Origin of the sequence: Streptomyces sp. NPDC002888, from assembly GCF_042888465.1 — a bacterium.
Taxonomy (GTDB): domain Bacteria; phylum Actinomycetota; class Actinomycetes; order Streptomycetales; family Streptomycetaceae; genus Streptomyces.
In genome coordinates this window covers 109,559-128,471 of the sequence record NZ_JBIAPU010000015.1, presented here as the reverse complement: position 1 = coordinate 128,471, position 18,913 = coordinate 109,559, and the positions used below count along the sequence as shown (strand labels likewise).

The 18,913-nt window shown below is 67.0% G+C and carries 12 protein-coding genes; 9 read left to right on the top strand and 3 right to left on the bottom strand.

All coding sequences use genetic code 11. From position 1 onward, the window contains the following. Positions 1-185 precede the first annotated feature (185 nt). Positions 186-1,130, top strand: coding sequence for a collagen binding domain-containing protein (locus tag ACFYWX_RS24490; RefSeq protein ID WP_389426333.1), 945 nt, complete (start codon positions 186-188; stop codon positions 1,128-1,130). Between the two features lie 178 nt (positions 1,131-1,308). On the opposite strand, the gene ACFYWX_RS24485 is transcribed toward ACFYWX_RS24490, so the two are convergent. Both ACFYWX_RS24485 and ACFYWX_RS24480 read right to left on the bottom strand, forming a co-directional pair. After that, positions 1,309-1,569, bottom strand: a complete 261-nt coding sequence (locus tag ACFYWX_RS24485; protein ID WP_389426332.1) for a hypothetical protein — start codon at positions 1,567-1,569, stop codon at positions 1,309-1,311. Next, complete coding sequence (locus ACFYWX_RS24480) at positions 1,557-6,623, bottom strand: sacsin N-terminal ATP-binding-like domain-containing protein (RefSeq protein ID WP_389426217.1); 5,067 nt, start codon at positions 6,621-6,623, stop codon at positions 1,557-1,559. Before ACFYWX_RS24480 ends, ACFYWX_RS24485 begins: the two co-directional genes overlap by 13 nt. A 470-nt stretch (positions 6,624-7,093) precedes the next feature. Here ACFYWX_RS24480 and ACFYWX_RS24475 point away from each other — a divergent pair, with 470 nt between their 5' ends. The 8 genes from ACFYWX_RS24475 to ACFYWX_RS24440 all read left to right on the top strand — a co-directional run bounded on the left by ACFYWX_RS24475 (position 7,094) and on the right by ACFYWX_RS24440 (position 18,245). Beyond that, positions 7,094-10,267 (top strand): DEAD/DEAH box helicase, encoded by a 3,174-nt coding sequence (locus ACFYWX_RS24475; RefSeq protein WP_389426216.1) that lies wholly within the window; start codon positions 7,094-7,096, stop codon positions 10,265-10,267. A 350-nt stretch (positions 10,268-10,617) separates the two neighbouring features. Further along, a complete protein-coding gene (locus tag ACFYWX_RS24470) occupies positions 10,618-12,621 on the top strand; it encodes an ATP-dependent endonuclease (protein ID WP_389426215.1) in 2,004 nt (667 codons plus the stop codon). Beyond that, the gene (locus tag ACFYWX_RS24465) at positions 12,609-14,246 is read left to right on the top strand and encodes a UvrD-helicase domain-containing protein (RefSeq protein ID WP_389426214.1); all 1,638 of its coding nucleotides are present in this window, start codon (positions 12,609-12,611) and stop codon (positions 14,244-14,246) included. Before ACFYWX_RS24470 ends, ACFYWX_RS24465 begins: the two co-directional genes overlap by 13 nt. 1,006 nt (positions 14,247-15,252) lie before the next feature. Then, on the top strand, positions 15,253-15,606 hold the full coding sequence (locus ACFYWX_RS24460) for a DUF317 domain-containing protein (RefSeq protein WP_389426213.1): 354 nt from the start codon (positions 15,253-15,255) through the stop codon (positions 15,604-15,606). 95 nt (positions 15,607-15,701) lie between these two features. Beyond that, complete coding sequence (locus ACFYWX_RS24455) at positions 15,702-16,010, top strand: hypothetical protein (protein ID WP_389426212.1); 309 nt, start codon at positions 15,702-15,704, stop codon at positions 16,008-16,010. A gap of 78 nt (positions 16,011-16,088) precedes the next feature. Further along, complete coding sequence (locus ACFYWX_RS24450; protein ID WP_389426211.1) at positions 16,089-16,775, top strand: DUF317 domain-containing protein; 687 nt, start codon at positions 16,089-16,091, stop codon at positions 16,773-16,775. Positions 16,776-16,790: 15 nt separating this feature from the next. Beyond that, positions 16,791-17,303: a hypothetical protein gene (locus ACFYWX_RS24445; protein WP_389426210.1), complete on the top strand. Its 513-nt coding sequence runs from the start codon at positions 16,791-16,793 to the stop codon at positions 17,301-17,303. A gap of 48 nt (positions 17,304-17,351) precedes the next feature. Then, positions 17,352-18,245: a hypothetical protein gene (locus tag ACFYWX_RS24440; RefSeq protein WP_389426209.1), complete on the top strand. Its 894-nt coding sequence runs from the start codon at positions 17,352-17,354 to the stop codon at positions 18,243-18,245. Positions 18,246-18,390: 145 nt separating this feature from the next. Here the strand turns inward: ACFYWX_RS24440 and ACFYWX_RS24435 are convergent, their stop codons facing one another. Further along, entirely contained in the window at positions 18,391-18,846 is a 456-nt protein-coding gene (locus ACFYWX_RS24435) for an NUDIX domain-containing protein (protein ID WP_389426208.1), read from the bottom strand. Positions 18,847-18,913: the final 67 nt, after the last annotated feature.

Here is an 18,913-nt window from a genome sequence, read left to right as displayed (position 1 = left end):
TTGCACGTCCTCGCGCCCACTCTGCGCCGGCACGCACCCACGTGCGACTTCGTATGCCACGCCGCCGACCAGTCGACCTGCTCAACTTCGCTTCTCCCTGCACACCTCAGGAGCCATCCCTTTTGACCCGCATCGAATCCACTCGCCGAACTGCTTCGGCCGCTGTCGTCACGCTCGCCACCGCCATGGCCGGAACCCTGATGTGGGCGCCGGCCGCTGTGGCCCAGGACCCCACCCCGTCACCGCCTACCGCGCTCAGTGCCACCGAGACCGGCGGCGTCGCCATCCACAAGAAGGACTCCGCTGGCGACGTCCTTGCCGGCGCCACGTTCACCCTCTTCGACTCTGCGGGCCAGCAAGTCGGCACCGGCATAACCGACGCCGACGGCCAGCTGGCCTTCAAGGACCTGGCCTCGGGCGTCTACCGGCTCAAGGAGGTCTCCAGCGGCAGCCCGCTGCACGACGTCGTGGACGACCAGGACGTCATCGTCACCCCGGGTACGGACGCGCCGCTGACGATCATTGACCCCTTCAAGCCCGCCACGGTCACGCTCAAGGCCAAGGCCAAGGCCAGCAAGAGCGGCAAGCCGCTGCCCGGATCCACCGTCAACATCGGCACCGGCGGCGAGGTCGTTCTCACCCTCACCACCGGCTCCAACGGCACCGCGTCTGCCAAGCTGCCCGTGAACAGCCGTACCGGAACCGCCTTCTGGGTCAAACAGACAAAGGCACCCGAGGGATACGACCTCTACAAGCCCTCACGCGCCTTCACTGCGAAGCCCGGCGCCCCGGTCACCGTGACCGTCACCAACGCCAAGACCGCCAGTACGACACCGACGCCCACAGCCACCCAGACGCCGTCCGGCAAGCCGACGCAGGACACCTCCGGCCAGGGCGACAGCACCGTCTCCTCGGCCCCCTCCACCGCCGACTCGACGTCCGACACCACGATCGCGAACAAGCCTGCCGCGAGCACCCCCGCCACTACACCCGAAGGCACTCTCGCCCACACAGGAGCCGACGCCGCCCCCTGGCTGATCGGCGGCGCCGGAATGCTCCTCGCCTCCGGCGTGGGCGTGGTCGTCGCCACCTGCCGACGCCGTGCTGAGGCCGGCGCACTCGACAACTGACTCATCTGAGCCCGCCCACTAAGGGCTACTCACCCGACCTCACCTACCCAACACCAATGATCACCCAGGACTGCCGCTCGTCTCGACGCAGTCAGTGACCGGCCTCGGGTGCCAGGCGCTGATCCGCCCTCTCTGCCTTTGCCACACGAGGGCCCCGATTGTTCGTCCGCGCATTCGCCTATGGGGATGGCTCCGGTCGCCCCGGCGGCAGTTCGAACCGCAAGCGCATGGCCGTGCCGACGACCCGGTAGCCGGCGAGGCCAGGGGCGCTGAACGGGTTGGGGAGAGGGGTGATGCGTCGGTGGGTGCTGTCGAGGACGTGGGAGACGTAGACGATGGTGTATGTCTCGTTCGGGCGGAGGTGACTTGCTCGTTCGACTTCGGACTCGCCAAGTTCGAACTCGCCCCGATCCCCGGTCGAGGCCTTCACCTCGTACAGGAGGGTGCGATCCCCGTCGTGGATGAGGAAGTCGTAGCCGAGGCTGTCGTCGCCTGAGCGTCGGCGAAGACGTATTGGCGCAGCCCGGACTTCCAGGATTCCTCGCGAGGGACGCCGTACTGCCGCTCCAACCAGGCGGCCACTGCCACCTCTCCTGCGAGTCCAACGGCCCTGTCCTTCTGGGTGTCCCGGGGGACAGCCCGGTATCCCCCGCCGCTGCCGGCGACCCCGGAGGTGGTTCGTTGTCTCGGGAGTGCGGGTGCCGACGGTGTGCCGGGCTGTGGAGAGGCGGCGAGTTGGTCAGTGGTGAGGTCGGAGGCGATCCGTCGAGCGAGATCGCGCAGGTCGTCCGGGCCGATCGGGAGCGCGCGGCCGTTGAGGAGGAGCGATGGGCCCGGGGCGGTGGGGAGAGGTGTGCCGCCCCTGGGTGGTGTCGGTGTGAGCGGCGGGGGATCGTTCAGGCCCAGGTCGGCCGCCCGATCCGTCGCGGGCATGCCCTCGGGCCAGTGGCCGTGGGTCTGAAGCCAGGCGATCAGCTTACGGACGCCGATCGGTTCGAAGTCGAGGAGGCCTTCGGCGTCCATCGCCGACGCGACTTCGGTGGCCGACGGCAGCGAGGGACCCTCACGGCCCTGGCGGTTGAGCCATGCCTCCATCCGGGCGCGCAGGCGGGGAAGGAGCGTGTGGACGGTGTCGACGCACTCCTCGTGGATCTCGGCCACCGGAAGCGGCGGTTGCGATCGGGCCGGTGCCGCAGGCAGGCGGGTGGCGGTCCATGCCTCGGCGTGGGAGTCGAGCCGGTCGGGGGTGAGATTCCAGTGGGCGAGTCCCCACCGGGGGTCTGGCTCCAGGCCGGGAAGCGACCTCAGTCGGACGTACTCCGTGAGGGGAGCGCCCGCCTTGTACGTCGTCACGTACGCGTCACGGACGCGGTCGGCCAGTCGGCCCCGGTTCTGCTGCAACCAGGCCTGGAACTGCCGTTGGTGGGTCTCCGAGTTGTCGACGGTCGGCAGGTCCAGCGTCTCCCAGGCCCGGTTGGCCTCGGACAGGGGCACTCCCAGGGCGGACAGCTTGCGCTGCCAGTCATTGTCGTCCACGAGTCCCAGGAGGTGATCAGCGCGGTCGAGATCGAGCCTGGACACGAGCCAGTCGTGGAGCTCTTTGCGGTCGTGGAGGTCTTCCTGTCCGCGCCGCAGTTCGTCGGCGAGATCGGGCGCGACGCAGGCGAGCAGGGGGACGAGGCGGGCGCTGCCGGAGCGGATCGAGGCACGGTCGGCCAGGACGGCCTCCAGCCGCTGCAGTGGGATGCCGACCACGGCGGCGATGTCCGAGTCGGTGACGTCAGCGACGGAGCGGCCACGGCGCTCCAGTTCGATGAGTGCCAGCCGTACCGATGTGGCCAGGTACGAGGCGCCGGCCAAGGTGCTCAGGGCGGTGGAGGCGGTCTGGAGCACGTGCCAGTCGGAAGATCCTGGTGCGCACACGATCACGACGCAGGGTTCCTCCTCGTCGTGCAGGAGTGAGCGGTCGTCGCCGGGGTCGTCGAGGGTGTGTCCGGCTATGTGTGTGATGGCGGTCTGGGCGGACACGGCACCGCAGGTTTCCAACCGTCGTCGTACGTGGTGTGCTGTGGGGGCCTCGGGGCGGATGGAGCGATCGTCGTCGAATTCGACCAGCGCGGCCAGGAGGGTGGGCAGCCAGGGTCCGGCCAGGGTGAGCAGTGGTGCGCGGGGGGCGTCGGCGATCGGCAGCAGGTCCACGCGGATGTCGACCTCTGCCTCGCTAGTTCCGCGGACCGAGTGGTGTCCTTGTGCCGCCAGGTGGGCGTGGACGCGTTGGCCCAGCGCCCGGTCGTCGATGGGGAGGACGGGCACGGGCACCTGGTTGAGCAGCCTGCGGTTCTGGGTCCCTGCCACGTCGGGCACGTAGACCGGTTCGGTCTCGGGGCCGGTCGGGAGGGCGTCCAGTGTCCCGGTCCGGCTCACGAGGAGGTCGGGCAGGTGTCCGGGGTTACTGCTGGGCCAGGTCTCGTGCGGGGGCAGCAGATCAGACCAGGCCTGTTCGTAGGCCCTGCCGAGCAGATGCCCGAGGCGGCCCTGCCGGAGCCGTGGCATCCGGCGGAGCAGGGCGGGCAGGTGGCGCAGCCGGTCGCTGGCGGTCTCCGCGCTGTCCCAGCGGCGTACTCCGAGCAGGCGCAGGCGCTTGAGGACGCGATCCGACTGCCGTCGGCGCAGCGCGGCGGAGGCGACGGAGAGGAAGGCGGGTGGCGCCTCTGCGGCAGCCCACCACCATGCCTGGCCGGCCGTGGTGAAGGCAGGGGCGTCCTCGTCGTCGCCCGTCTGGGGAATCCATGGCGCTCGGCTCAGGAAAGCCGCAAGAGGGGTGGGCCACGGTGTGCCCTGCCGGTCGGAGCCGCCCGCGAAGTGGAACTCAAGGGCGTTGGCGTGCCAGGTGTCCAGGCCGTGGACGATTAGTTCTGCGTAGAGCCGGCGGCTCTCTTCGTCGAACGCGGCGTACTCCCGTTGGCCGGGGAGCATGGCCACCTTCTTGCCGGTGGGGCGGTATTCGACGGTCTGGTACAGGACGCTGCGCCGGTTGGGCCAGCGCTCAGCGGTCGACCGCCACTGGGCCAGCTCGTCTGAGTTCAGGCTCAGTGCCCACAGTCCGGGAAAGACGTACGGGTGGTTGAGGAACTGCCCCTTCACCACCTGGGACGTTGCGGTGTAGGTCGGTAGCAGGCCATGGCGGACGCCCTGCTGATCGAGGAAGCGCCGCAGGGTCTGTGTGTCGGTCCGGGTGTCGGCGCAGATCTCCTGAGGGGGACGGACGACCCGGTCGGCGGCGGCTACCAGAGCAGGGGAAACTCCCTCGGTGTGATCGAGGAAGCGGGTCAGCGTCCGGTCGGTCCCGCTGTGCGCGCCGGTCCAGCCGTCTCCGAACACGGCCTCGGTTGCGGGGACCCAGCCTTTGCGGCCTGGCACCAGGAGTCCCCTGATCACGGGTCCCTTGCCGTTCCGGTCCAGGGATGACGCCCACAGGGCGCAGGCGAACAGGAGGTGCTCGCGCAGGGCTTCGTCGTCGTCACGGTTCTTGCGCATAGCTTCGCCCAGCACGTCCAAGAGGGCTTGCGGACTGTAGTCACGCACCAGCCCCTGTTCCTCCAGCCAGGTGCGGCCGCGGGACCGCCGACTTGTCTTTCTTCCCATCCAGGCGATCTCCGCGTGGACGAAGGAGATGCTGTTCGCGAGTCCGGCCGGAAGGCCGGGCAGCGCTGCCGATGAACCGTCCGAGCCGCGGAGGAACAGTCCGGGAACCCCGGCCGGAGCCGGCTTGCCCTCGGCTGTGAGGACGATCTTCCTGTCCTTCAGCGCTTCGCCGGTGCCGGGGAAGCAGAGCGAGAGGTCGTGGTAGTAGTCCGCCCACTTCCCCGCGTTGAACTCCCGTCGGGCGTGGGCCGAAGCGACGCTCTCCGCCCAACTGGCGAGCACGGTGGCAGGCGGAAGGAGACTCAGTCCACGGGCCTCACCCAGCGCGGTCAGCCGCTCGGCGCGCCGGGGATGGAGCTGGGGGTCGATGACATGCCGGACCCCGGCGGCTGCCACGGCCTCCGGTGTGAACACGCGAGCCTGGTCGGCGCCGCGCCACAGGTAGCCGTAGCGGTACGAGGCGCGGGCGCCCGCGGGGTGCAGTACCGGCATGAACGGTACGTCGTCGAACTCACGGTCCTGTGCCTTGAAGGCCAGTTCCAGGCGCCGAACCTGGTCGTGCTCCCAGCACATCAGGTCGATGAGAGGGCCCGCGGGCAGCGCGACACGTCCCTCGTCGACCAGTACGGTCGCCTGTGCACAGGCCTCGGCCGCGGTGTCGAGCAGCAGGTCGTTCCACTGCGTGGACTCCGCCATGGTGCGTCGGCTCACGTCCGTGTGGAAAGGAGCGTTGACGAACCCGCTTACCGGACAGGTCCGTTGTGCCCCCATGGGCAAGAACGTGTAGAGCCTGCCGCGCTCCAGAGGCTCGCCCGCGGGCACCGCCACGCTGACCACGGCCGAGTCGCCCAGTGCCTGCCAGCCGTCCTTCAACGGTCCCGATCCCAGGCCGGCGGCGATGGCCTCGTGCGCGCGCTCACTGTCCACGGCGGCCGTCACCATGATCAGGCGAGTGCGACGGCGCAGTGTGATCTGCTGGATCTTCAGGTCGCGAGAGGCGAAGAGGGTGTCCACCTTGCGCGTGTAGAGGCTGGGGCGCCCCCGGCCGTCCACCCGGTGTGTCACGGCCACTTTGCCGAGACGGTCCAGAAAGAGTTCGAACGGCGCCCCGTCATCGGTCAGTTCGCGCAGCTGGCGCACCGCTTCCAGCCTAGCCTCGGCGGACCGCAGCGGGAGCCGGACCACAGTCACCAGCCCCCGCCGACGGAAGGACGCCACTGTGGCCGGGACGTCGTCCACCGGCACCGGGATCTTCAACGACGACAAGTTCGCGCGTAGTTGGTCGGCGGCCTCCGGGCGGCCGGGCGCAACCTGGTCCGCCAACCAGTCGAAGTCGTCGTCCCGGGCGAAGCGGAAGCAGAACCCGTCGAAGGCCTTGGATGCGGAACCCCTGACGCTGTACATCTCCGGGGCGGAGGTGAGCTGAAGCACGCTCTTGAAGCCGACACCCTTGTGGCCGATGCCCTCATCGGGTCGCTTGCTCGACAGGCCGATGCTGCACAGCGCCTCGAAGTTCTTGTACCCGAGGGGCCTTCCACCGTTCGCCACGTAGAGGACGCCGTGTTCGCCCTCGTCCTCGTCGAGGACGATCTCGACGCGGCCGTCGCCATGCCGGGCGAGGTGCGCGTCATGGGCGTTCTGAAGGAGCTCGACCAGCACGCGCCCCTTGTACTCGGGCGAGAGCATCTGCTCGGTGACTTCTTTGAGTTCGAGAGCGGCACGGCGTCCGCGCTTCAAGTCGGCGAGACACCCCTCGGCCTCCATGACCGCCGTCGACACGACGCGCTTGCGCCTGGCCGAGTTGCCGGAACCCGTGGACCGCCTCGCTCGCCACTGCCCGTCGGTCACTGTTCCCCCTGGAGCCCCCCGAAATTACTGGTGTCGACGATAGGGGTGACCACTGACATTCGGATGCACAACCCGAGGCACCGTGGCCGGCGAGGCTCATCACCGCGCCGGTCGGTACAAGCCGACCTCGAAGACCTTCTTTTCCGCCCGATCCGCGAAGGTGTCGTTCCATCCTTCAAGCACGTCCCGCCGAGCGCTCGAATCGCCACCCGCTCCGCCTGCTACTTGGAGAGGTGAGAGCGCCTTCTATCGTCTATGCGGTCTTGGCGACGCCACCGCAGCTTCCCCGGCGAGGGCCCGGTCCCACCGAGGGCTGGAGCAGGCCATCCGACATATGGGGTGCGGTGACCGACTCGTGGGTGTATATCGGTTGAATCCATGCTGGCGTGTTGTGAGGGGCGCAGTGGTTGGGTGCGGGCACTGGGGCGACTGTGCTGCCAGCCCGGACTGGTGAAGGAACAGGAGCACGTGTGCACGTCGCGACCAGCAAGGTGTGGGCCCAACAGATCGTCTTCGGCCGCAATGCGGTGCGCCAACTACTGGTGCCGTCAGGCACTTTGGATGCGGTGGAGGCAGCCACCGGACTGGAGGTGGCCAGCGTCCAGGGCCGATGGCCCGCGATACGAGCCGGAGGCAGCGAGCCTGAGCAGCTGACGGCTGTCATCCCCACCGTCAAAAAAGGCGGGCGTGTGGGCTGGGTCGGCGACACGGCACTTCGCTCGCCGCAGACGGTGCTGGCCTCGTTTATCGACGGCATCGGATTCCGCGACCACACCGAACCGCACGCGCTGCGACGTCCCCAGATCGGTGCCCTGCACTCGGTGATCGGCTACTGGGCCTCGGGGGTGACTGCTCCAGGAATCGTCGTGATGCCCACCGGAACGGGTAAAACGGAGACAATGCTCGCGCTACTCGTGGCCGCCCGACCCGAGCGTCTGCTCGTGCTGGTGCCGACCGCAGCGCTGCGTGATCAAATTGCGGCGAAGTTTGAGTCGCTCGGCATCCTGCACACACACCAGATTGTCACTCCGGGCGTGATGCGGCCCGTGGTGGGAAAACTCCAGCACGGGTTCCACGACGCCGCCGACGCTGAGGCATTCGCCTATGCCTGCAACGTGGTGGTCGCGACCCCGCACGCTCTTCAGGCCTGCGAGCCGGAGTCTCGCGACGCGCTCCTGGCCGCGTTCAGTCACCTGGTGGTTGACGAGGCTCATCACGCGCCGGCGCCCACCTGGTCGCGCGTGGTCGATGCCTTCGCCGACCGGCATGTCCTGCTGTTCACCGCCACTCCATTCAGAGAGGACGGGCGTCCTGTGCCCGGGCGGACCATCTTTCGGTTCCCGCTGCGGGAGGCTCAACGGGATGGGTACTTCACTCCGATCAACTACCGGGCCGTGCTCAGTCTGGAGGACACTGACCGAGAGCTAGCGAAGCTGGCGGTTGGACGGCTACGCGCGGACCGGGCTGCTGGGCTGGATCACATCGTGATGGTGCGGGCGAGGAGTATCGCGCGGGCCAAAGAGCTAGCTGAGCTATACCAGGCACTCGCGCCGGACCTGAATCCGCTGGTTCTGCACGAGAAGGTGGCGGCCAGAACACGGCGTGCGGCGTTGGCCGCTCTGGAAGATCGGTCGTGCCGGATCGTGGTCTGTGTCGACATGCTCGGTGAAGGCTTCGACTTGCCGGCCCTGAAGATCGCCGCACTGCACGACGTGAAGAAGAGCCTGAGCCCGATGATCCAGTTCATCGGGCGGTTCACCCGGTCCACTTCTGCGGGCTCGACGATCGGCACAGCCTCCGTGTTTGTGGCCCGTGATCCGTCGGTAGCACTGTCGCCGCTGCGTGAACTGCTACGCGAGGACGCTGACTGGGACACAATCCTGCACGACATCACCGAACGTGCCACGGCGAGCGTGGAGGAGATCAGCGACTTCGAGGCGTCCTTCACCGATGCCCCAGAAGAGGTGTCGGTCACGGTGCTGGAACCCAAGGTGAGCGCCATCGCTCACCGTGCTCCCAGCCACACCTGGACTCCCGAACGGGCCTTGGAGGTCTACGGCGAAGGACGGGTCCTGGACAGCACCATCGCGGTCAACACCACCTCCACCGTCGCCTGGTTCGTAGTGGAGAACCGCAGCGAAGTCCGCTGGGGCGCCCCGCAAGCCCTCGAGCAGGTCACCTACGAGCTGATCGTCATGTACTTCAGCCGCACCCAAGGCCTGCTCTACATCCATGGCTCGAACAACACCGGTGACTACCGGGAACTCGCACAGGCCGTCCTGGGCTTGGACTCCCGGCCGGTCACCGGTATGCCGACCTTCCGGGTGCTGGGTCACATGGAGCGCTTGATCCCCACCAACGTGGGCCTGCTGGATTCACGTGACCACTTCAACCGGTTCTCCATGCATGTGGGAAGCGATGTCTACGAGGCGCTTTCCACCGCCGACCGGCAGGGCAAGAGTCAGACCCACATCGCCGCCTCCGGATTCCGCAACGGGGAGAAGACCACCATCAGCGCCGCCCTGTCGGGACGGTTCTGGTCAATGCAGACCGCCGCCAACCTCAAGGCCTGGACCGACTGGTGTGACGAGCAGGGGGCCAAGCTCACCGACGCCAGCATCGACCTGGCCAGCGTCATGGACGGGTTCATCTTCCCCGAGGACCTCACCGAACGTCCCGAGGGCGTACTCATCGCTGCCGAATGGCCCTGGCCGCTGTTCACCGGCAACGGGCCCGGCCCGCAGATCACCTTCGCCCGCACCACCTACTCCGCCGTCGATGTCGCACTGCAGGTGGCAGACCACTCCTCTACCGGCCCCTTCCGGATCCGCCTGACCACTCCTGCCTGGCAGATCGGCTACAGCGCAGAATTCACCGACAACGGACTGACCTACAGCCCCGACGATTTGGACGGGCATGTCCGCTCGGGAATCCACGAGTATTCGCTTGAAGAATGGATCAACCGGAACAAGCCCACCCTGTTCCTGGCAGGCGACAAGATGATCACGGCTGAGGACCGACTGCTCGCCCCTCGCAAAGACCTCGACCCCTTCGACCGCAGACGACTGACCATCCTCAACTGGGCCGGAGTGGACATCAAGAAGGAGTCGCAGACCCCCACCCGTGAACCTGACTCCATCCAGGCCTACATCTCCGCCCACCTGCAGCAGTCGCAGGAGTTCGACGTCCTCATCGACGACGACCGCGCTCGCGAAGCAGCCGACCTGGTCGGAATGAAGATCAACGGTGACGAACTCGTCGTCACCCTGGTCCACTGCAAGTACTCCTCCGAGCCGACCCCCGGCGGCCGGGTGGCCGACTTGTATGAACTGTGCGGGCAGGCTGTCCGTGGCGCGAAGTGGCGGCAGGACCACTTGGGCCCGCTCCTGAACCATCTGGACAGACGTGCCAGAAGCTTCCGGGCCCGCACCGGAGTCTCGCCCTTTGAGGTCGGCAGCATCGAGGAGCTCTACCGGATCCGGGAACTTGCCCCGCAGTTGCGGCCTCGCGTCCATACTGTGCTCGCCCAGCCCGGGCTGTCCGCATCGGCGTGCACCGAGGAACACCTGCGGCTGCTCGCCGGCGCCGAGACCTACGTCCACGCCCTCACCCGGGGGACGTTCACCGTGTACTGCAGCGCCTGAACGCATGCAACGGGCCGACACCCTTATTGCATCCGCACGAGCATGACCGGGCAGCCCCACCAACTGCCACTGCAGCCGTCCGCCACGCGATGGCTTGTGTGTGCGGACGCCATGCCCCGGGCTGGGTAGGCAGTCCCGTCCATGCCGGCTTCATCACCCGGCTTCTCGCGCGGGATCGATGACGGACGCTGATCAGCAATGATCGAAACGGACGCAACACGTCACATCGCTGACCATTTTGAGCCAAGTGGGCATCTCTGTCCCTTCCGTATCAGATACTGCTCTGACTCTCGGTAGTCGCACGCGTATGCCGTCCCGGGAGCTGGGTTGGGGACGATGTCGGGAGTGAGATGCAGCTGACCCATGCCGAAGTGATCAACTTTCGCGCCCTGGAGAGAGTGGACGTCAGGGTTGATCCGAAGGCCACCCTCATCGTCGGGCGCAACAACAGCGGCAAGACGTCGTTCGTCAATCTCTTCGAGAAGTTCTTCGGCGAGGAGGACACGAGGTTCGTCCTGGAGGACTTCTCCACCTGCCGTATCGCCGACATCGAGCAGGCACGGCAGATCTTCGGCGAGGCGCAGGCGCATGCTGGCCGGGGCGACGCTGAGACGAGCGAGGACCTTTTGGCCAAGGCGTACGACCTCGTTCCGGCCATCCGGTTGGTCCTCACCATCGAATACAAGGAAGACGACGACCTCGCGCCGCTCACGGGTGTGATCCTCGACCTGGACGACACCTGCTTCGAGGTCAAGATCGAGGCGGCGCTTGAAGTTGCTCGCCCAAACGACTTCCTCAAGGACTTCTGGTCGGCCAGCCAGCGGGAGCCGTTCGACCGCATCAAGTGGCTACGCAAGAACTTCTCGAACTACTTCGCCCCGGCCTATCGGGCGATCAGCCCCTTGGACCAGGACGTCCGCAAGGAGATCAAGCGCGGCGCCGCCGAATCCATCCTGTCGGTCAAATTCGTCTACGCGCAGACCAAGATGGATGACACACCGAGCGACAAGGCCCGCACGTTGTCGAAGACTTTCGAGGCCTACTACAAGGTCAACAGCGGGCACGAGGACCGTCACCAGAGCGTCGAGCAGATCGAGACCGCTCTGGCGTCCGCCTCACAGCAGCTCGACGACAACTACGCCATGCTGTTCGACCCGATCTTCGAGGACCTGCGCACCTTCGGGGTGGGCACCATCACCCCGGTCCAGAAGCCGCGCATCGTCTCCCTCATCGAGGCCTCAGGCATCCTCCGCGGCAGTACCCGCATCCAGTACCCGTCCGGGGACGCCGACTTCCATCTTCCTGAAGGTCACAACGGGCTGGGCTACAGCAAGCTGATCTTTACGATCCTGCAGGTCATCAGCTTTCACCAGACCTACGAGCGCACCACACCCAAGCCAGCGCTGCAGGTGCTGTTCATCGAGGAGCCCGAAGCCCATCTGCATCCCCAGATGCAGGAGACGTTCATCAAGAACATCCAGGACTTCATCGACCGTAAGACGGGCTGGAAGGTGCAGGTGGTCATCACCACGCACTCCTCCCACATCGTCGCAAGCAGCGGCTTCCACACGGTGCGCTACTTCGACCGTTCCGAGCCGCAGCTCACGGTCAAGGATCTCTCGACCTTCGAGGCCAACGTGAAGGCCACTCCGCAGGGTGACGAGACCCTGCGCTTCCTGCGCCAGTACATGGTCTTGCACCGGTGTGACATGTTCTTCGCCGACAAGGTGATCCTGATCGAGGGCACCGCGGAACGGCTGATCCTGCCGGAAATGGTCCGGCGGTGCGCCAAGGGGCTTCTGCACCAGTACGTATCGGTCATCGAGGTCGGCGACGCCTACGCCGTCCGCTTCCGGGAACTGCTCGCCTTCCTGAACGTCAAGACCCTCGTCATCACCGACATCGACTCCGTGTGCCCCAAGCACCGCAAGGCCTGCCCACCCGGCCAGGGGCAGACGGTCACCTCGAATGCGACGCTCAAGAACTGGCTGCCCGCAAAGTCCAGCATCGCCGAGCTGCTCGCCACCGAGCCGGCCGACAAAGAGCAAGGACACGTCCGCGTCGCCTACCAGGTCCCGGAGAAGGATTCGGGAGCCTGCGCGCGGAGCTTCGAGGACGCCTTCATCATCGCCAATTCAGAACCCCTCGTACGTGGCTTCCGCCAGCTCGCCGTGAAGACGGCCTTCGTCAAGGAGGTCGGGGCCGACCCCACCGCCGACGACATCGAAGCCAAGGCCTACGACATTGCTCAGCAACTCAGCGACCACAAGACGGACTTCGCCTTCGACGTCATGCTTCTGGAGGACTGGGCCGTTCCCCGCTACATCGCCGAAGGATTGCAGTGGCTCGCCTAGACACCCTCGAAGCCGTCGCCACGGAGCTGGAGGCCCGGCGCAGCTTCCTCGTCGAAGCAGGAGCCGGCGCAGGCAAGACAACCACCTTGGTACGCGCCCTGCAGCACCTCCTAACCCACCACCGCACAGATCTAGAGGCACACGGGCGGCGGATCGCCTGCATCACATACACCAACGTCGCCAAGAAGAAGATCCACGAACGCATCGCCGCAGACCCGCTCGTCGACGTCGGCACCATCCACGAATTCCTCTGGAGTGCCATCCAGCCCTACCAGCGCGAACTCTGGCAGCAGATCCTCGACTACAACAAGGACCTCACCAGACCGGAAGACCTCGATGACGTCACCGCTCCACCGGCCATCGAATATTCCGACCGCGGGCGCAGGCTGAGCGAGGGACGCATCTCCCACGACGACGTCATCGCACTGTCGCTCCGCCTTGTCACATCCCACCCCAAGCTCATACGCATCATCGCCAGCAAGTACCCGGTCATCTTTGTTGACGAGTACCAGGACACTTCTCCCAAGACGATCCAGCTGCTGCTCGATCACCTGGCGGGCGCGGGCCATGAGAAATGCGTGGTCGGTCTCTTCGGTGACTCCATGCAGAAGATCTACGAATCCGGCGTCGGAGCGGTGAAACGTCCCGGCCTCCTCACCGAGATCACCAAGCACGAGAACTACCGGTGCTCGCCTCCCGTCGTCGACGTGCTCAACCAGATGCGCCCTGAGCTCATCCAGGACGCCGTCGGCAAGCAGCAGACAGGCGAGGTCCACCTGTTTCTCAACAGTGGCATCTCACCCGGCCCTGAGCGACTGACGGCTGCCGAAGCGATACTCGCCCGGAACGGCTGGACACGGGAGAACAGCAAATACCTGCTGCTCACCCACCGAGGGATAGCCGGCACCCTGGAGTACGCCAACCTCCTGGAGCAGTACCGAAAGCTGGGCCGCTACGGGCCCGACGACCTCATGGCACGCAACGAGTCGTACATCCAGTACCTCACCCGCATCGAGGCAATGAGCACCGCTTTCCACAACAACGACTTCGCCGAGCTGACCGGTCTGCTGGACGAGGGACGGACACGGATCACCCGCCACGCCCACAAACGCGCCATCAGTGACGCCATCCGCGCACTCGACGCCGTACGCACGACCGGAACCATCGGCGACGTGCTCGACCTGATGGCCGACGGCCACCTCCTCGCCATGCCAGGGAAGCTCAAAGACCTCGAACGCCGCAGAACCGCAACGGGCCTGGACGAGCGTGACCAGCGGCGAGCGGACTTCTCGAACAACCTCCGCAGCGTGTCCTACCGGGAAGTCATCAGCGTCACGTACTTCATCGATGAACTCACCCCGTTCTCGACCCAGCACGGTGTCAAGGGCGACGAATTCGAGAACGTCTTGGTGGTGGTCGACGACCGCGCGTGGAACAGGTACAGCATCGGCAAAATGCTCGCCGGCACCGACAAACCCGACCGGACAGAACGGTCACGCAGCCTGTTCTACGTGTGCTGCTCTCGAGCCCAGCGCGGCCTGGCTGTCGTGTTCGTCGACGATCTCCCAGACGGGGCGGAATCCACACTCCACAAGTGGTTCGCCTCAGGAACCATCCATCCATAGGAGAATAGTCCGGAGCCTCCACCGATCCCGGAGCGGTTCACGGTGACGAGCAGCTCCACATTGTCAGGAACATCTGGGTGACAGGCATGGACCACAACGTCGTCGACCGCGCGCTGGGGCGCCTGTTGGAACAGGACCCGTGTCACCAGCCGTCCCGGTCCCACCTCGGAGGCAGGTGCACCTGTGAGGCGGCGGACCAGAAAGGTAGCGGCCAGACGCCGCTCGAAGGTCACGCCCCCACCGCCAGTAGAGTACGGACTCGGGTTCACCGACACCGCCCCGCGTACACCGCAGCCCGAGCCTCGTGAGCCGAAGGACTGTCACTCAGCCCGAGCCGACTCCGCCGCAAGAACCGGGCTGCCCAGCAGCGCCGGCCATCAAGAGCAAAGCCACGCAAACAAGCATGGCACCCAGCACTGACAGTCAGCCTGCGACGGCGCAGAAGGCGTCCTGCGCGACGACGGCTGGAACTGGACCCTGGCCAACGTTGACTGTCCCTCGACGATCCGATCTCACTGCTGGGTCTTGCCAGAGCGACCGTCCGCCAGGTGATTGATGAGCTGGGAACATTGGCAACAAATTCCGCTGGCTCAGGGAAGTCGGCCTGCCAGAGCAACGCGACGCCATCCGAGCCCTGCTCTGATCACACGGCCGCCGGCTGATCTGGTCCAAGAACAAACCCTGTCCGCAGTCCGCTGTGTACGGGGCAAACGTCGTCGCTCAGCGCGCGACGCAATGAGAATCCGACAGCACGAACGAGAAGCAGTGAGAATCCGACAGGCTCAGTGCGACAGGACACCTGCATGTCTCGGCGCCACGTCGGATCCGACTTCCATCCGGCACCAGCCGTGAGATTGCGACACGAAATTTGAACCCTACAAGATGACAAGGGACAAAGTTCGCCTGAGGCAGACAGGAAAGAACGCGGAAGGACTGGCCAACGCTTTCTGGAGCATGTCAACGTAGACGCCTTCCCGGAAAATGCCAGGTCAGAGAGGTGATGTCGGTGATCGTGGAGGTTACCCAGTCCGGATTTGCCGCGACTGTCGAGGCCCTGAGGCTGCGCTCCTGGAACCTCGGTCCGGGCCAGCCGACGCTGGTGACCGACCAGTTCACGGACGCCGACTTCAAGCTGGTCGTGGACGACCGCGCCGATGTCCATGTGAACAGCAAGGACGGGCGCTTCTACCTCGGATGGTTCCCGACGGGTCGTCCCGGCACCGACGGTGAGGGCTGGGTGATCGCGGTCACCGGCACCGCGAAGGTCCGCGGGTACCGGATGTCGTTCGACACCGAGACTCCGGCGGCCATCGTCGCCGCTGCCGTGGCCCAGGTCCTCGCCACCTCCCAGCCGCTCTGAACAGCGGGGCCGGCGCCACACCACCGGGCGCCCTGCGCGCCGCATACCCTGCCCAGCGTCGGGACACCCTTGTCCGCTACCGCGAGGAGAACGCTGTGGACGAACCGCATCTGCACGAGATGACCGTAGGCGAACTCGTCGACCTTCTGTCCACCTGCGACCGTGAAGCGACGGCCCGGCTCGCCATCAACCCGCTCTTTCCCATGGCCCACCGTATCGGCGGGGTGATCGCTGCCCAGGATGAGAACGGCGACCCGCTGGTCTTCATCACCGAGGCCAAGGACGCCGAGCAGGTCGGCCACCTCCCACCGGACGTCGCCGTCGAACTCACCTGGCACGAGCCGACCGAGGCTCCCGCACGTCGCCGTCGCAGGGCGACCGGGCCACGCGACGACGGCAGCTGAACCACCAACGACCCTACGGAGGCGCCTCTGTACCCGCACCACCCCCACGACCCTGCCCACCCCGACCCGCAGGAGGCGGTGTACTGGGTCACCCCGCGCCACCTGGCCGGCGACGACGGCGCGCTCGGCGAGCGGATCGGCGACCTGCTGACCGGCCTGGGCTGGCGGCTGTGGCCGACCTCCCGCCACACCCTGCTGTACGTGAGCCCGGACGAGCTGCGCGGCGCCGAGTGGATCCTCGCCAGCTACCCCTTTGAACTCGGCGGACTGCCCGTGGCGTGGCAGTTGTCCGCCCGTCCGCATGCCGCGAGCGCCCTGACGGAGTGGAACGCCTACTTCACCACGGGCGTCCCGCACGAGGCGCTTGCCGACCTCCTCGTCGCGCTCGATGCCCGCGAGGCGCCCGACACCGGGTTCGACGGGCCTCAGGCGGTCATGGCCGCGCTTGTCTCACAGGGCTGGATCCGGGACGTGGACCGCCCCGCGACCGCGGCCACGGACCCCGGCTTCGCTTCCAGCGTGTCGCTGGAGGAACTGCCCAAGCTCATTCAGGACGCCGACCCGCGCCCCGATCTGATGGGCTGGCAGGCGTGGGCGGAGCTTGTTTTGGGCGCCCCCTATCTGTGGTGCGCCAGCTTCAGCGCCAGCGTCCCGCACGACCTGGTCGCGGCCTTCGCCGCCTCGCTCGCCTCCCCGGTCCCCGTGCCTCGGCGCACCCTGCCCGAGGGCGCGCAAGAGCGGCTCACCGTAGTGCGCCGTGACTGACGACGACGCCTCCTCATGCCGGCCGCCCGTCGCCCCGGGCGGTCGCTTCCGCTGCGAAAGGACACCGACCTGTCGGTTTCATACCTGTCCCCTGGACGACTTGCGGTCGCCAATGCCATTGCGGCGGCCGGGCCGGGACGTCACTACCTGCACGCCATCCGGCCGCTGGTTGCCCGGGAAGTGCTGGCCGAACTCCTCTATCTGGGCGGCAACACCCTTGTGCTCGGGCCGGTGAGCATGGAGCGCTTTGACCGCCTGACGCGCCTGGTAGACCGGGCCCTGGAGGATGCGGGTAATCGGTGCGGGTCGTCGGTGCTGTCGCTGGTGTCCGATGCCCCCACCGACTCGGGCCCGGCCCGGACGGTGACCCGGTACATCATCGAAGACGGGCAGTGCACCGAGGCCGGAGAGCTGAACGCGCGCGAGTACGGCGAATGCGCGGTCACGCTCGCCCGCGTCGAGGCTGACAGAGCGGCCGAGGACGCGCGCACGCTCGCCACCCTGCCCGGCCGTTTCGACTTTCTCTGACGAGCCTTTCGTCACCCACCCGCCCCACACTGACCCTTGGAGGTCTGCTTGCCCCTGCCCGTGATCCGGCTGTCCATCTCTCCCACGAACGGGACCGCTCACCACGGCGTCCTGATCGGCACCGAGCCGTTGACGGTGTGCGCTACGCACTCGACCGATCTCGCACCGATCGCGGAGAACACCACGCACTCTTTGTGCCAGAGCTGTACACGCGCTTGGCTGATCCTGACCACGCAGCCGCACCTTGGCGGCGAACGGGATCTCCGGCCCGCCGCCGGCACCGGCAAGGGCGCCACCGCCCACCTGCCGATCCCCGGCCATCTGCTGGGCTACTGCGGCAAGTCCCTTGACCCTCGCTCGACTTCGGCCCGCCGGGTGTGCGCCAACTGCTCGGCGCTCGCGGCGGCCCTGGAGCGCCTCCACCGGCTCGCGGGCGAGGTGAGCTTGTCCTTCGACGGATCCTGCCCGCGCGACGAGGACCTGCTGTGGGCACCCAAAGGCCACGCCAATCTCGTCACGGGACACCGCCGCCACGCCGCGACCGGCACCGGCCTGTGCGACACGCCGCTGGCCGGACCGAACCCCGAGGCCACCAACGAATGCGCCCCCTGCCGCCGAGCATGGAGGACCGAGCGCGACCGGCGGACCGCCGCGCTTCCCCACATGAGGGCACGCGCCCGCTGGTGGGACCAATGCCGTGAACTGGACACCTTCCAGGGCCGCGCCGATGGCCTCAACTCCGGCGACGCCTATACGCTCTCCGGCTGCCCGGACCAGCACCACGTCCTGACCGTGACCCACCCCGGCCGGGGTCGGCGACTTGCCGTCCTGGTCTATGCCCCCGCCGCCGACGAGATCGTGGAACTGGGCCTTCACCCCGATCGCCTGCTTGCCATCGAACGGCCGCACGCGCCGGAGGCGGGCATGCCCACGCTGCCATGACCCCCTGTAGCGGCACGCACCAGCCTGCTCTGGACGCGCCGTGCCTGACCGCCGCGTCACCCAAGGGCCCGGTTTCCTCCTTCGTCAAGGTGAGGAAACCGGGCCCGGTTTCGTTGCGCCAGGCCGCGCCGTTCCGTCCCGGTGCTCACAGGAACCCGGAGGATGTGGGTGGCGTGGGGTCGTTCATACGGGGTGGCAGGCGCAGTGCGAGCTGTTCGACGTAGTGCCGGACATGGGGCGGCATCGGCTCCGGCAGAGCGTCCAGCGGGAACAGACGAAGGGCCTGCCCCTCGCCGAGGACCAGCTCGCTCTCGGTGCCGTCCCAGACTGCGGCGAACACGTGGGGTGGCGTCTTGCCCTCCGCGTAGGCGGTGACAGCCACTTCCTCGATCACCGTCGGTACGATGCCAGTCTCTTCCAGCAACTCGCGCAGGACCGTCTCGAGCGGCGTCTCGTCCGCCTCACGTCCGCCGCCGGGAAGCGACCAGCGCCCCGGCCAGCCGATGCCGGCCTTGTCGTCCCGCAGCTGCAGCACGACCTCACGGCGCGGTGTAGTGACGAACGCGAAACACCCGCGGGTCTTCGTGGGATGGTCCACCACGCCGGTGACCTCTCTTCGTACGACAGCGTCCGGATGGCCCACGGCCGAAGCCGGAGCATGGCCCTCG

Coding starts and splice junctions, on each gene's coding strand:
- ACFYWX_RS24490 (WP_389426333.1), top strand. CDS start 186: ATGGCCGGAACCCTGATGTGGGCGCCGGCCGCTGTGGCCCAGGACCCC.
- ACFYWX_RS24470 (WP_389426215.1), top strand. CDS start 10,618: ATGCAGCTGACCCATGCCGAAGTGATCAACTTTCGCGCCCTGGAGAGA.
- ACFYWX_RS24445 (WP_389426210.1), top strand. CDS start 16,791: ATGCCGGCCGCCCGTCGCCCCGGGCGGTCGCTTCCGCTGCGAAAGGAC.